This is a genomic window from Kitasatospora sp. cg17-2 (assembly GCF_054031055.1).
On the sequence record NZ_CM132923.1, the window covers coordinates 2,447,119 to 2,459,862 of the forward strand.

Sequence of the window (12,744 nt, forward strand, 5' to 3'; positions counted from 1 at the left end):
GTCACAGGCCGTAGTGCCCGAGGCCGGCGCGCTCGTCCAGGCCGAACATCAGGTTCATGTTCTGGATCGCCGAACCGGCCGCCCCCTTGACCAGGTTGTCGGTCACCGCGACGACCTTGGCGAAGCCGCGCACCGGGTCGTAGTCCACCCCGATGTGGCAGAAGTTGGAGCCGGCGACCGAGGTGAGGCTCGGGTAGACGCCGTACTCCTTGGCGTTCAGCTTCCCCTGCTTGGCGAAGGTGTTGACGCGCACGAAGTGCTCGTCGGCGTAGTGCTCGCGGTAGAGGTCGAGCAGGGCGGCGCGGTCGAGGCCGGCCCGGGCCTCCGCCCGGACGGCGACGCTGGCCTGGATGTAGATGCCGCGGACGAAGTTGCCGTGGGCGGTGGTCATGTCGACGACGGGCGCGCGGCCGGCCAGCGGGGCGAGCTGCGTCTCCAGCTCGGGCGCGTGCCGGTGCCCCTCCAGGCTGTACGGCAGCATCGAGGCGAAGGCCTCGGCGTGCATGATCTCGGTCTTCGGCTTGTTGCCCGCGCCGGAGGTGCCGTTGACGGCGGCGAGGTGGATCGCGGTGTCCAGGTCGGCGAGACCGGAGCGCAGCAGCGGGGCGAGGCCGAGCACGGTGGTGATGGCGTAGCAGCCGGGGTTGGCCACCAGCCGGGCCGCGGCGACCCGGTCCCGGTACAGCTCGGTGACGCCGTAGACGGCCTCCGGCAGCAGCTGCGGGCTGGCGTGCTCCTCGCCGTAGACCTCGCGGTAGCGGTCGGCGTCGGCGAACCGGAAGTCGGCGCTGACGTCGACCACCTTGACGCCGCGCTCCAGGAAGTACGGCGCGGAGCGCATCGCCTCGCCCGAGGGGGTGCAGAAGAACACCGCGTCGAGTTCGCCGGCCCGCTCGCGCAGTTGCTCGACGGTGGTGAAGGCGAGCCCGCTGCCGAGCAGGTTGGGGTGGACCCGTTCGAGGTCCTCGCCGCCGCGGGCGGTGGGCAGGATGGTACCGACGCCGGGGTGGTTCAGCAGCAGGCGGCAGAGTTCGCCGCCCGCGTGCCCGGTGCCGCCGACGATGCCGATGGTGAGCGTCATGCGTGTCCTCACGGGGTGATGATGATCTTTCCGGTGGCCGGTTCTCCGGCCGCCATCAGCGCCAGCGCGGCGCCGGTCTCGGCGAGGCCGAAGCGGTGGGTGACCATGGGCCTCGGGTCGACGCTGCCCTCGGCCAGCCAGCCGATGACGGCGTGGAAGTCCTCGGCGGTGGACAGCGAGGAGCCGATCACCCGGACCTCCTTGCCGACCAGGGCGTTGACCGCGACGGCGGGCGGGCGGTCGAAGAAGCTGACCACGACCACGGTGCCGCCGGGCCGCACCGCCCGGACCGCCTCGTCCACCGCGCCCGGGTGGCCGGCGGCGACGAGCACCAGGTCGACCTCCGGTGCGGCCGGGCCGGGACCGACCCCGCCGGCCAGTACGTCGAGGTAGCCGTCGGCGCCGAGGGCCTCGGCGCGGCGGCCCTTGTCCGGGCCGAGGTCGGAGCAGACGACGGTGCCGAAGCCGAGCCGTTTGGCGGCGAGCAGGCAGCCGAGGCCGATGTTGCCCGCGCCGATGATCCGCACGGCCCGCCCGTCCGCCGGGCCGGCCAGGGCGACGGCGTGGTGGGCGATCGACAACGGCTCGACCAGCGCCCCGAGTTCCGGATCGGTGCCGACGGGCAGGCGGTAGGTCATGGCGGGCCGCAGCGTCACGTACTGCGCGAAGGAGCCGTCCCAGCCGAGGTGGCACAGGTTGGCCTTGGCACCGCACAGGTTGGTGCGCCCCCGGGCGCACATCGGGCAGTCGCCGCAGTGCGCGTAGGCGGCGGCGCACACCAGCTCGCCCTCCGCGAACCCGCCGGCCGGGGTGACGACGGTGCCGCACAGTTCGTGGCCGAGCACGGTCGGCGCGGTCTTGTACGGATGGGCGCCGCGGTAGGTGGCGAGGTCGGAGCCGCAGATGCCGGTGGCGAGCACCCGGACCAGCAGCTCGCCGGGGGCGACCGGCGGCAGCGGGGTACGGCGGTGCTCGATCCGCCCGTAGTCGGCCAGCACCGCGCTCTCCATGGTGTTCTGACGTGTCGTCAGCACTGGTTGGGCACCTCCCGGCCGGCCAGGGCGGCGGCCACCGAGTCGACCAGGATGCGGCCGATCCGGACCTGCGAGTCCACCGACATCGCGCCGATGTGCGGGGTGATCACCACGTTGTCCAGTTCGTGGAGCCGGTTCGGGCGGCCCTCCTCGGCCACCACGTCGAGCCCGGCGCCGCCGATCCGGCCCTCGGCGAGCGCCTCGTACAGCGCGTCCTCGTCGACGACCAGGCCGCGGGAGACATTGACCAGCAGGCTGGTCGGCTTCATCGCGGCCAGCGCGGCGGCGTCGATCAGGTGGTGCGTCCGGTCGGTCAGCGGGACGGCCAGGCAGACCACGTCGGCGGCCGGCAGCAGTGTCTTCAGCGGCGCCAACTCGTAGTCGAGGCGCTCGAGTTCGTGCCGGCGGTCGGCGTCGGGACGGGCCACGTCGACCAGGACCCGCATGCCGAGGGCGCGGCCGAGCGCCGCGATCCGGGAGCCGATCCGGCCGTAGCCGACCAACCCCAGGGTCTTGCCGCCGAGTTCGACCCCGGAGAGCGCGGCCTTGTTCCAGATCCCGGACCGCACCTGGCGGTCGGCGAGCGCCAGGTGGCGCCCCACCGTGAGCATCAGCCCGAGGGCCAGCTCGGCGACGGCCGGGGCGGAGACGGCGGGGATGTTGAAGACCGTCACGCCGGCCGCCCGGGCCGCCGCGACGTCGATGTTGTCGATCCCGGAACCCGCCCGGGCGATCACCTTGAGCCGGTCGGCCGCCGCGATCACGGGAGCGTCCAGGCGCACCCCGCTGCGGAGCACGATCACCTCCTGGTCGCGCACCAGCCGGAGCAGTTCGTCGACGGGCGGGCGCAGCGCCACGGTGACGTCGTGCTGCCGCCGCAGCTCGTCCAGTGCCCCCGGGTCGATCGGGTCGAGCACCAGGACACGGGCTCGCGGCTCGCCTTCCCGCGCTGCCCCTTCCCGCGCTGCCCCTTCCCCCGGTGCCCCTTCCCCCGGCGCCCCTTCCCGCGACGCACCGGCCTTCGGCGCCGCGGCCTTCGGCACCAGCCCGGCCAGCGCCTTCCGGTCGAGCTTGCCGGAGGAGGTGAGCGGCAGCTCCGCCACCGGGTGGAACCGGTTGGGGACCAACTGCGCGGGCATGGTGGCGCGGGCGAACCGCCGCAGGGCGGCGACGTCCGCCTCCCCCGGTCCGGCCGGGACCACCAGCGCGGTCAGCAGTTCGTTGCCCGCGTCGTCCCGGACGACCAGCGCGGCCGCGTCGCGGACCTGCGGGGCGGCCCGCAGACCGGCCTCGACCTCGCCGAGTTCGACCCGGTGGCCGCGGAGCTTGACCTGCTGGTCGTTGCGGCCGAGGTAGGCGAGCCCGCCGTCGGGCAGCCGGCGGGCGAGGTCGCCGGTGCGGTACATCCGGCGGCCGTCGAGGGTGCGGAAGCGCTCGGCGGTGAGTTCGGGCCGGTTCAGGTAGCCGTCGGCGACCCCGGACCCGGCCACCCACATCTCGCCCACCTCGCCGTCCGGGACCGACCGGAGGGCGTCGTCGCGCAGTTCGATCGCCAGATGGGGCAGCGGGCGGCCGATCGGCGAAGCGGTGTCGCCGGCCAGCTGCTCCGGGGTGAGCACCAGGTGGGTGGCGTGCACGGTGATCTCGGTGATGCCGTACATGTTGACCACGACGGGCGCCGGACCGGGTGCGGCGGCCGCGGCGGCGAGGAAGCCGCGCACCACGTCGAGGTCGACGCTCTCGCCGCCGAAGACCACGTACCGCAGCGCGGTCGCCGGGGAGCCCGAGTCGGTGTACTCCCGGGCCAGGTGGCGGAAGGCGGACGGGACCTGGTTGAGCACCGTGATCCGCTCGTCCGCCAGCAGCCGCAGGAAGTCCTCCGGGGCCTGCGCCGTGGCGGCGGGCACCGGGACGGCGGTCGCCCCGGTCGCCCAGGCGCCCCACAGCTCCCAGACCGAGAAGTCGAAGGAGGCGGAGTGGAAGAGCGTCCAGCGGTCGTCGGGGCCGAGCTCGAACAGCGGCAGGGTGGCCCGCAGCAGCTCCAGGACGTTGCCGTGGGTGACCACGCAGCCCTTGGGCACGCCGGTGGAGCCGGAGGTGTAGATCACGTACGCCGGGTCCTCCGGACCGGGCGCGGCCGCGACGGGCCCACCGGCCTCGGCGGGTCGGGCCGGCTCGGCCGCGACGGCCTCCGGGTCGATCACGGGCAGCGCGTCCAGCCCGCAGGCCGCGGCCCGGTCGGGGTCGCCGACCAGAGCCGCGAGACCGGCGTCGGCGGCCATGAACCGGAGCCGCTCGGCCGGGTACGACGGGTCGAGCGGCACGTACGCCGCCCCGGACTCCAGGATGCCGAGGATCCAGGCGGGCGCCCGGTGCGAGCGCTCCAGGAGCACGCCCACCAGGTCGCCGCGGCCCAGGCCGGCGGCGGTCAGCCGGGCGGCGAGGGCCCCGGCCCGCCGGTCGAGCTCGGCGTAGCCGAGTTGCTCGCCGCCGCCGGCCACCGCCGCCGCGTCGCCGCGCACGGCGGCGACGCGGGCGAACAGCTCCGGCAGCGACCGGGCGCCGGCGACCGGGCCGGACAGGTCAGCGGGGTCAGACAGCTGCACGGTTGCCACCGACCGCCATCACGTCACCCTGGTCGACCGGCTTGTAGTAGTCGGTGGGGTGGACCTGGTCGCCGAAGTCGCCGAACATCCGGCGCAGCCGCGGCGACATCCGCTCCAGCACCTCGGCCGGCTGCTGGACGTAGTCGTGCGGACGGTGCCACAGGTGCCCGTAGCGCAGGATGAAGGTCTTGCGCTCCTGGACCTTGTTGGGCGCCACCGCGTGCCACAGCGAGTACGGGAAGATCAGCACGTCGCCGGGCGCGGCCTTGACCTCCAGGGCGTCGTCGGGCAGCACCCCCTGGCGCAGCGGCTCGTCGAGCTCCTCGATGTAGCAGAGCGCCGTCCGGTCGGTCGGCACCCTGCGGTGACTGCCGGGGACGAGCAGGAAGTTGCCGCTGTCGGACTTCGTGGTGTCGGTGAAGAACACCTGCGCCTTGATCTGCAGGCTCGGGCTGCCGTGGACGAGCCGCAGCTGCTGCAGGTACTCGCCGCCGTCGGTGTGCCAGTACTCCAGCGCCTCGTCCTGGAGCGAGCGGACGAAGATCTCGGTGCCGAGCAGCTGGACGCTGCCGGCGAGCAGCGACATCAGCGGGCCGACCAGCTTCGGGTGGTCGAGGAAGTAGTCCATGCCGGCGGTGCGGGCCACCGCGTCGCGGACCCGGACGGTGTGGGCGCGGTCGGTGAAGCTGGCGTGGTTCTCGATGGTCCGCGCGCCGTCGGCGACCACCCCGTCGATGACGGCGAGGCCGCGCTCCACCTCCTCGGGGCTGAACAGGCCCTTGAGGTGGAGGTAGCCGTTCTGCTCGTAGCTCTCGAACTGCTCGTCGGTGAGCGGCGTCCAGTCGCGTTCGACGGTGGTCTCGACGGTCGACTCGCGGACGGTCGCGATGTGCATGCCGGTGTCCTGCATGGTGTTCTCCCTCGTCGGCGGGTTGGTGGGCGCGGTCGCGCCGGTCACGGGCGCAGCTCCTCGGCCCACCGGTGCAGCCGGGCCTCCACGGCGTCCCACAGGGCCAGGACGTCGGGGGCGGTGTACCAGTCGGTCTTGAACATGACGTTCACGGTGACGCCGTCCTCGTCCTCGTCCCAGAAGGTCGCGATCGCGGCGTCGTGCCAGCCGTTGGAGATCCGCAGCGGCGCGGTCCGCACGCCGGGGATCTCGATCTCGCCGACGCTGCGGCGCATGCCGAGCGGCCGGGCGTTGAAGGTGACGTACGGGACGGTGGCCTGGCGGCCGAGCGCGCTCGGGTCCATCAGGTCGATCAGCGCGGGCCACGGCAGGTCGCTGTCGTCCAGGGTGGTCAGGATCCGCTCGCGGAAGTGCCACAGGTACCCGACCGGGTCGGGGTGCAGGCCGGGCTCGCTGGCCAGCACCGTCTTGCTGGCGAACCAGCCCACGGTGTGGGTGAGTCCGGGCAGTTCCCGGTTGGCGGTGGACAGCGTGGTGGCGACCACCGGGCGGCCCGAGCGCTCGTACAGCGCCCGGTGCAGTGCGGCGTGCATGAGGTTCAGGCCGGTCATCCGCAGCGGGCGGGCCGCGGCGGCGAGGTCGCGGCACAGCTCGCCCGGCAGGCGGCGGACGAAGTCCTCGTTCTCCTCGTAGCGGATGCCGGTCGCGCCGCTGAACCCCTCGACCGGCATCGCCGGGATCGCGCCGACGCCGTCCAGCCGGGCGGCCAGCCGGGCGAGCGCGGCGCGCCCGGCCGGCGAGTCGACGGCGAGGTTCTGCCGGCGGACGAACTCCTGGAAGGGCAGCTCGACCGGCGGCAGCGGCGGCACCGCCGCGCCCACCTCCTGCCCGTAGAGCACGGCGAGGTCCCGGATCAGGGCGTTCAGCGACCAGCCGTCGCTCACCATGTGCTCGGTGACGAGCGCGAAGTACGTCTCCTGCGGCGAGCGCGGCAGCACCACCAGCCGGGCGACCGGGCCGTTCACCAGGTCGAAGGGCTCGATGACGGCCTCGCGGACCGCGGTCCGGTCGGCCTCCTCGTCCGCCCCGGCGGGCAGCCGCCGGAGGTCCTGCGGCTCGGCGGCGCCGACGTGCCACAGCGCCCGGTCCGCGTCGAAGCCGCTGAGCAGGGCCGGGTGGCGGCGCTGCACGGCGTGCCAGGCGCGGTTCAGCGCGCCCGTGTCGAGGGGGCCGTGCAGGACCAGCGGCAGGGTGCTGTGGTGCGGGTTGAACACGCCCCGCTCGGCGTCCTCCCGGGTCTGGCCGAGCCGGTGCCGGTGGTTCCAGGAGGCCCGCAGGGTCTCACGCATGGTTCAGCTCCCGCTCCCGGACCAGGTCGGTGAGGGCCGGGAGCCCGTCCGGCCCGTCGGCCCGGACCATCGAGGCGCCGTCGTGGGCCCGGCGTCCGCCGTCGGCCCGCAGCGGACGCAGCAGCAGCTGCGCCGGGTCGCAGATCACCTCGACCAGCGCCGGACCGTCCTCGGCCAGCACGGTGGCGATGTCGGCGTCCAGCGTGCCGGTGTGCCGCAGCGTGCGGTACGGCAGCCGGAACGCGGTGGCGACGGCGGAGAAGTCCAGGGTCTCGGGCTCCTCCAGCTCCGGTCCGCCGACCAGCGCGGCCTGCGACTCGCGGATCGAGGCGTAGCCGCCGTTGTTCAGCACGAACACCTTGATGCCCAGCCCGTACTGGCTGATGGTGGCGAGCTCCTGGATGTTGAGCTCGATCGCGCCGTCGCCGACGATCACCAGCACCTGGGCGTCCGGCCGGGCGAAGGCCGCGCCGACCGCCATCGGCACGGCCGCGCCCATGTTGAGGAAGGCGGCCGAGGTGATCTCCCGCTGGGAGGCGGTGAACTCCAGGGTCTGGCCGGTGACGTAGTAGGCGCTGCCGGTGTCGACCACGAAGACGTGGCCGGGGCCGGTCTGCGCCTCCAGCCGGTCGACGAACCGGTAGGAGTTGATCGGGCCGTCCGGCCGCTGCTCGCCGACGGTGGGGTGGGCGGCCTTGAGCGCGGCGCACTCGGCGAGCCAGGCCTCGTGGGCGGGGGCGGCGGGTTCGGCCGCCTCCTCCTGGAGCGCCTCGACCAGCCGGCCGACGTCCATGCAGACCGGGAAGTCCACCCGGACGCCCTTCTTGGTCAGCTGCGAGGGGTCGATGTCGACCGCGACGACGGTGGCGTCCGGGTCGAAGGCGTCCGCGTCCTCGCCGACGAAGGCGGTGGACAGGCTGGAGCCGAACGAGATCACCAGGTCCGAGCGGCCCATGATCAGCCCCGGGTAGAGCCGGCCGCGGATGCCGCCCTGACCGAAGCAGAACTCCGAGTCGTACGGCAGCAGGTCGGTGCCCAGCCGGGAGGTGACCACCGGGATCCGCAGCTTCGCCACCATGGCCCGGAACGCCAACACGGCGTCGGCCTGCCGGACGCCCTGGCCGGCGACGATCAGCGGGCGCTCGGCGGAGCGCAGCATGGTCATCAGCTGCCGGGCGGTCTGCCGGGCGCCGGAGCCACGCGGTTCGGCGGCGGGCGGCTCGGCCCCCTCCAGGGTGTCCGGGTCGACCAGCGCGGCCTGGACGTCCAGCGGGATGTCCAGCCAGACCGGTCCCGGGCGGCCCTCCAGCGCGTGCCGGACGGCCTCGTCCAGGTGGCGGCGGATGTCGCCGGGGCGCTCCACCACCGCGGAGTACTTGGTCATGCTGCGGGCGCTGTGCACCACGCCGAAGCCCTGGACGCCGAAGGAGCGCACGCCCTCCTCCATGTGCCGGGTCTCGACCTGGCCGGAGACCACCAGCACGGGCACGCCGTCGGCGTAGGCGTCGACCAGTCCGGCCAGCGCGTTGACGGCGCCCGGGCCGCTGGTCACCAGCGCCACCCCGAGCTCGCCGGTCAGCTTGGCCGCACCGGTGGCCATCAGCGCCGCCGCGGTCTCGTGCCGGGCGCAGATGGTCACCAGGCCGGGCTGCTGGCTGAAGGCCTGGTCGAGGTGGATGGAGCCGGTGCCGGAGAGGCTGTAGCAGGTGCGCACGCCCAGCGCGTGCAGGTAGCGGGCCGTGTAGTCGGCCACGGTGACGGTCAGGCCAGCCACTGCGCCACCCGCTTCGCCACGCCCTGCGCCGTCAGGCCGAAGTGCTCGTACAGGAACTCGGCCGGGCCGATCGGCGCGTACTCGTTCGGCACGCCGAGCTGCAGCACGGGCACCGGGTGGGTGCGGACGACGGTCTCCGCGACCGCGCCGCCGAGGCCGCCGTTGAGCACGTGGTCCTCGGCGACCACCAGCCGTCCGCTCCGGCGCGCGGCCCGTCCGATCGCCTCCGCGTCGATCGGCTGGACCGAGCCCAGGTGCAGGACGCCCGCCCGGACGCCGTCGGCCGCGAGCAGCTCGGCGGCCTCGACCAGGCGGGTGGTGAGCAGGCCGGTGCCGACCAGGGTGACGTCCTCGCCCTCGCGCAGCTGCACCGAGCCGCCGTACGCGAAGGTGTGGTCGGCCGGGAACAGCTCGGGCGTGTCCAGCTTGCTGACGATCCGGATGTAGACCGGGCCGTCGTGGGTCATCGCCTCGCGCAGGGCGGCCACGGTGTCGTTCGGGGTGGCCGGCGCCAGGACGGTCATCCGCGGGATCGACCGCATCCAGGCGAGGTCCTCGACGGCGTGGTGGGTGCCGCCGAGCGCGCCGTAGGCGAGGCCGCTGACGAAGCCGCAGAACACCACGTTGGCGTTGGTGTAGGCGGCGTTCTTGATCTGCTCCAGCGCCCGGGCGGTCAGGAAGCAGGAGGCCGAGTAGACGAACGGGCGCAGGCCCGCGTTGGCCAGGCCGATCGACACGCCGACGAGGTTCTGCTCGGCGATGCCGACGTCGACGAAGCGGTCGGGCAGTTCGGCCTGGAAGCCGAGCGCCGAGTGGGTCTCGGCCGAGTCGTTGTTGACGATGCAGATCCGCTCGTCGGCGCGCGCCAGTTCGAGCAGGGCCGCCGAGAAGGCGGCGGCGCAGTCAGTCGGTGCCATGCTCAAGCTCCCGGAGTGCCTGGTCGAGAAGGTCGGGGGTCAGTCGGCGGCTGTGCCATTCGAGGTTGCGCTCCATGAAGGAGACGCCCTTGCCCTTGACCGTGGAGGCGATCAGGCAGGTCGGCCGGCCCGGCTCCAGCGGCGCGGAGCCGAGGACGGTCAGCAGCTCCTCGACGTCGTGGCCGTCGACGACGCGCACGGCCCAGCCGAAGGAGCGCCACTTCTCGTCCAGCGGCTCCAGGGCGTTGATGTCCTCGGTGCTGGCGCCCTTCTGGGCGAGGTTGCGGTCGACGATCACGACCAGGTTCTCCAGCCCCCGCGAGGCGGCCAGCATCGCGGCCTCCCAGTTGCTGCCCTCCTGGAGCTCGCCGTCGCCGGTGAGCACGAAGGTCCGGCGGCCGGAGCCCTGGACCCGGGCGGCGAGGGCCGCGCCGACGCCGAGCGAGAGGCCGTGGCCGAGCGAGCCGGTGTTGAACTCGATGCCCGGCACCCGGGTGGAGACCACCGTGCTCAGCCGCGAGTCCGCCGCGCCGTAGGTCGCGAGCTCCTCCTCGGGCAGGATGCCCCGGAGCGCGAGCACGCTGTACATGGCGGCCGAGGCGTGGGCCTTGCTGAGGATGAAGCGGTCCCGGTCCGGATCGTCCGGGCCGCCGCGCAGCACGCCGAAGTGGAGCGCGCAGAGGATGTCCATGGCGGAGAGGTCCGCCCCGATGTGGCCGGTCCCGGCGGTGCTGACCGTGGTCAGCGCGAGTGCCCGGGCGCGTGCCGCCCGGCGGCGCACCAGCGCCACGTCTTGCGACGACAAGTCCTGTTCCTTTCGGTGGGTCGGGGTCGTGGTCGGGGTCGTTCCGGCCGTCAGGCCGTGAACTCCTGCCACTGGTCCAGGCGCTGGAGCGCGAAGACGTCCTTGACCCCGGCGATGCTGTCCTCCAGGTGGGCCGAGTGCCCGGTCTCGTAGATCGAGCCGAGGGCGGACCGCAGGGAGGTGATGGTGGCGCGCAGGCCCTGGTTGGCGTAGATGACGGCGGAGACGCCGGCCGCGCGGGCCTCGTCGGCGTGCCAGTCGGGGTAGGTGGTGGGCACCACGACGACCGGCAGGCGGTCGTCCCACTGGTCGAGGAAGGACAGCACCTCGTCCTTGGTGGCCTGCTTGGAGTGGACCAGGACGGCGTCGGCACCGGCGTCGGCGTAGACCGCGCAGCGCTTGAGCGCCTCGTCGACGCCCAGCCCGCTGATCATCGCCTCGGTGCGGGCGATGACGAAGAAGTCCTCGCTGCGCTGCGACTTCTTGGCCGTCTCGATCTTGTGGGCGAAGGCGTTGACGTCGAGCAGGCTGTGGTCGGCCGCCGCGAAGCTGTTCATCTTCGGGAAGATCTTGTCCTCCATGCACACGGCGGTGATGCCGGCCTGCTCGTACTCGGCCACCATGTACGCCACGTTCATGCTGTTGCCGAAGCCGGTGTCGCAGTCGGCGACCACCGGGACGGACAGCGCCTTCTGGATGTGCGCGGCCGCGTCCAGGTACTCGCTCATGCTGAGCAGGCTGGCGTCGGGCAGACAGCGGGCGGCGGAGATCTCGAAGCTGGAGGCCCAGACGGCCTGGAAGCCGACCTGCTCGGCGATGACGCCGCCGAGCGCCGAGTGCGCGCCGGCGATCCGGACCAGCGGGTGGTCCGCGAGGACGCTGCGGAAGGAGGGGTAGCTGTGGGGGGTGGGACTCACGTGGTGCTCCTACGTCTGGGGTGATGGTTCATTTGACGGTTCGTCGGACACGCCGGCCGGCGGGGCGTCCCGGACGAAGGCCCACAGGGCGATCAGGCCGCAGACCACGAACAGCCCGGCCAGCAGCAGCCAGCCCGCGGCGCCCATGCCGAGCGGCAGCATGACCACCAGGGCGGGCCCGAAGAACTGCTGGAGCCCGCGGCCGAGCCCGAACACGCCCTGGTACTCGCCCATCCGGCCCTCGGGCGGCAGGGTGAAGGACAGCCCCCAGCCGCCGGCGGACTGGGCGAGTTCGCCCAGGGTCATCAGGACCGTGCCGGCGAACAGCAGGACGACGGCGAGCGAGGTGTCGGCGGCGCCGGACCCGGCGAACAGGCAGCAGGCCAGCGCCATCAGCAGACCCGCCCGCAGCAGCAGCCGGCCGGAGCCGGACACGGTGTCCGAGCCCTTGCCCGCGGCGACCTGGAGCAGCACCACCAGAACGGTGTTGACCACCGTCAGGGCCGCCACCAGGGCGCCCGGGGCGTCGGTGCGGTCGACGATCCACAGCGGCACGCCCACCGCGAGCACCGGCTGGAACAGCTCCAGGATCCCGGAGAGCACGGTGGCCAGCAGGAACCGGCGGTCCCGGAAGGCCTCCCAGGAGCGCCCCGCGGTGGCCGGGACCACCTCGGGTCCGTCCGGCTTCAGGCCCAACGCCATGATGGCACACAGCAGTTGGAGAGCGACGTTGACCGCGATCACGATCAGGAAGGCGATCCGGGAATCCGTCGCCAGGGCGGCCCCGGCCAGACCGGCGCCGGCCGTGAAGCCGAGGTTGAACAGGCTGCGCATCCTCGCCCGGACACCCGCGGAGCGGGCGGAGCCGAACAGGGCGTGGGTCAGGGCCGCGCGCAGCGGGCTGCCGACAGTCTCGCACACCGCGATCGCGCAGGCCACGGCCGTGAACGCGGCCACGCCCGAGACGAAGGCGTAGCCGACGAACAGCACCGCGAGCAGACCGTAACTGGCCGCCAGCGGCCGGCGCGCGCCGAACCGGTCGGCGACCCGCCCGCCCGGAACGGTGGCGAGGAACCCGCACAGTCCGGCCGCCGACATGGCCACCGAGACGCTCTCGGCGGACAGTCCGACAGTCCTGGTGAAGAAGATGGCACTGGAGGTCAGGAAGAGGCCGGTGCCGAGCGACTGGGTGAGCGTGAGCACACCCATGCGGCGCTCGGCCCCGGGCGCCGGGACGAGTTCCTTGAGGAACCCGGCGGCGGCCGAGCCGATGGTAGGCATGAGTCATCCAGGGGGGTGGTTCGCGGAGTCGGGCGCGTCCAGGGCGCGTCTTTCGGATCACGTCGGTCCG

Annotated in this window: 10 protein-coding genes; all 10 read right to left on the minus strand. The window is 73.5% G+C overall.

Going from position 1 to position 12,744, the window contains the following annotated elements; genetic code table 11:
* Window position 1: 1 nt before the first annotated feature.
* Genes argC through ACW14Y_RS09660 form a run of 10 tightly spaced genes read right to left on the minus strand, consistent with a single transcriptional unit; the run spans window position 2 to window position 12,674 of the window.
* Window positions 2-1,093 (minus strand): N-acetyl-gamma-glutamyl-phosphate reductase, encoded by a 1,092-nt coding sequence (gene argC / locus ACW14Y_RS09615; RefSeq protein WP_380301231.1) that lies wholly within the window; start codon window positions 1,091-1,093, stop codon window positions 2-4.
* The gene (locus ACW14Y_RS09620) at window positions 1,090-2,115 is read right to left on the minus strand and encodes a zinc-dependent alcohol dehydrogenase (protein WP_456986537.1); all 1,026 of its coding nucleotides are present in this window, start codon (window positions 2,113-2,115) and stop codon (window positions 1,090-1,092) included. The genes argC and ACW14Y_RS09620 overlap by 4 nt, the downstream gene beginning before the upstream one ends.
* On the minus strand, window positions 2,109-4,721 hold the full coding sequence (locus ACW14Y_RS09625; RefSeq protein WP_456986538.1) for an amino acid adenylation domain-containing protein: 2,613 nt from the start codon (window positions 4,719-4,721) through the stop codon (window positions 2,109-2,111). Before ACW14Y_RS09625 ends, ACW14Y_RS09620 begins: the two co-directional genes overlap by 7 nt.
* Complete coding sequence (locus tag ACW14Y_RS09630) at window positions 4,708-5,679, minus strand: phytanoyl-CoA dioxygenase family protein (RefSeq protein WP_380301237.1); 972 nt, start codon at window positions 5,677-5,679, stop codon at window positions 4,708-4,710. The genes ACW14Y_RS09625 and ACW14Y_RS09630 overlap by 14 nt, the downstream gene beginning before the upstream one ends.
* Window positions 5,676-6,980: a condensation domain-containing protein gene (locus tag ACW14Y_RS09635; protein ID WP_456986539.1), complete on the minus strand. Its 1,305-nt coding sequence runs from the start codon at window positions 6,978-6,980 to the stop codon at window positions 5,676-5,678. The genes ACW14Y_RS09630 and ACW14Y_RS09635 overlap by 4 nt, the downstream gene beginning before the upstream one ends.
* On the minus strand, window positions 6,973-8,754 hold the full coding sequence (locus ACW14Y_RS09640) for a thiamine pyrophosphate-binding protein (protein WP_380301241.1): 1,782 nt from the start codon (window positions 8,752-8,754) through the stop codon (window positions 6,973-6,975). The genes ACW14Y_RS09635 and ACW14Y_RS09640 overlap by 8 nt, the downstream gene beginning before the upstream one ends.
* The gene (locus tag ACW14Y_RS09645; RefSeq protein ID WP_340633250.1) at window positions 8,742-9,671 is read right to left on the minus strand and encodes a transketolase family protein; all 930 of its coding nucleotides are present in this window, start codon (window positions 9,669-9,671) and stop codon (window positions 8,742-8,744) included. The genes ACW14Y_RS09640 and ACW14Y_RS09645 overlap by 13 nt, the downstream gene beginning before the upstream one ends.
* Window positions 9,658-10,476, minus strand: a complete 819-nt coding sequence (locus ACW14Y_RS09650) for a transketolase (protein WP_380383909.1) — start codon at window positions 10,474-10,476, stop codon at window positions 9,658-9,660. Before ACW14Y_RS09650 ends, ACW14Y_RS09645 begins: the two co-directional genes overlap by 14 nt.
* 50 nt (window positions 10,477-10,526) lie before the next feature.
* Complete coding sequence (locus ACW14Y_RS09655; protein ID WP_030398374.1) at window positions 10,527-11,393, minus strand: isocitrate lyase/phosphoenolpyruvate mutase family protein; 867 nt, start codon at window positions 11,391-11,393, stop codon at window positions 10,527-10,529.
* Window positions 11,394-11,402: 9 nt separating this feature from the next.
* Window positions 11,403-12,674, minus strand: coding sequence for an MFS transporter (locus ACW14Y_RS09660; RefSeq protein WP_456986540.1), 1,272 nt, complete (start codon window positions 12,672-12,674; stop codon window positions 11,403-11,405).
* Between the last annotated feature and the right edge of the window lie 70 nt (window positions 12,675-12,744).